The organism is Rhodovulum viride, assembly GCF_003265965.1.
Taxonomy (GTDB): Bacteria; Pseudomonadota; Alphaproteobacteria; order Rhodobacterales; family Rhodobacteraceae; genus Rhodovulum; species Rhodovulum kholense.
The window spans coordinates 1-1,019 of record NZ_MUAV01000111.1 but is presented as its reverse complement, the minus strand read 5'-3'; the positions used below and the strand labels follow the sequence as shown (position 1 = coordinate 1,019).

The 1,019-nt window shown below is 68.6% G+C and carries 1 protein-coding gene and 1 pseudogene; both read right to left on the bottom strand.

The genetic code is table 11. The features are described from left to right. Positions 1–167: 167 nt before the first annotated feature. Complete coding sequence (locus BYZ73_RS21275; protein WP_112317580.1) at positions 168–545, bottom strand: hypothetical protein; 378 nt, start codon at positions 543–545, stop codon at positions 168–170. A 196-nt stretch (positions 546–741) separates the two neighbouring features. After that, positions 742–1,019: pseudogene (locus tag BYZ73_RS23620) on the bottom strand (hypothetical protein); the annotation flags it as partial.

The following is a 1,019-nucleotide window of genomic DNA, read 5'->3' as shown; positions in this document are numbered from 1 at the left end:
CCGTCCCGGTCAGGCGCCGCGGCCCCGACCAGCGGCCGACCGCCTCATCGGCCTGACCCGCCAGCTCGCGGACCAGATACATCAGAACCGGCACCGCCTCCTCTGGCGGCATCGCCTCGACGGCTATCTCAAGCGCCCGGATCGGATCGCGGCCCGGGCGCCCCATGTCACGCGGCCGGGGAGAACCCGATCTCGATGACCGAGGTCAGCGACAGCGGGTTGCCCGAGGTCACCGCCTGCGGGGCGGGAACCGGCAAGGTCGCCAGCAGCCGCGACGTCGCGCCATCGACCAGCGCCCAGTGGGTGCCCGTCCCGTTCGCGCCGACCGTGCCGTTCGTAAAGGTCGCGATGTCGATCTTGCGGCCCCCGCCCGTGCGGTTCGCCTGCGCGCTGATGGTCGGCGCGGTCTTGGTCCCGAGCTTGTAGGTCGAGGACGCCTCGGCATAGGTCGTGGGCTCCTGCGAGCACAGATACAGGACCGGGCTCGCCGCATCGCGGATCTCTTGCAGGCCCGCGTCGAGAACATCGTTGGAAAGGGTGGTCATGTCGCCTCGCTGAAATCGGTCGCGGTCCCCCGCACTTGAAACGACACGCACCCATCCTCTCCGCAGAGGTGCCGGGCCAGCGTAGCGTGCCGATCAAAGGACGGGGGGCTCTAGAAACCAAAGCGCCCGCGGCGGGGGTTCCGACGCGGGCGCAAATGTGGAGATGGCACAATGTCAACCAGGACTGGTTAAATGGTCAAGAAGAATTTTTCCACGGCTCCATCTGGGGCATGGCGCGCGTCACCTCGATCGACACCAGCCCGGCCCCGCGCAGCGCCGCCTGAAGGGCCAGAAGCCAGCCCCACCAATCAAGATAGGCGCGCCTCGCGGCTGCGATCTGCCCCGCCGTCGGATAGTATGTGACAGGGCAGCAAGCCCCCCGCATTTCGACAACCGCCGCCCCATGGCGACCACGACCAGCCCGATACCGCCACGTATCGCCATCGGCCTGCGCAGCGCGCGGCCCATGCGAGG

Excerpts from the sequence above, each read along its gene's own strand:
- BYZ73_RS21275 (WP_112317580.1), bottom strand. The coding sequence starts at position 545 with ATGACCACCCTTTCCAACGATGTTCTCGACGCGGGCCTGCAAGAGATC.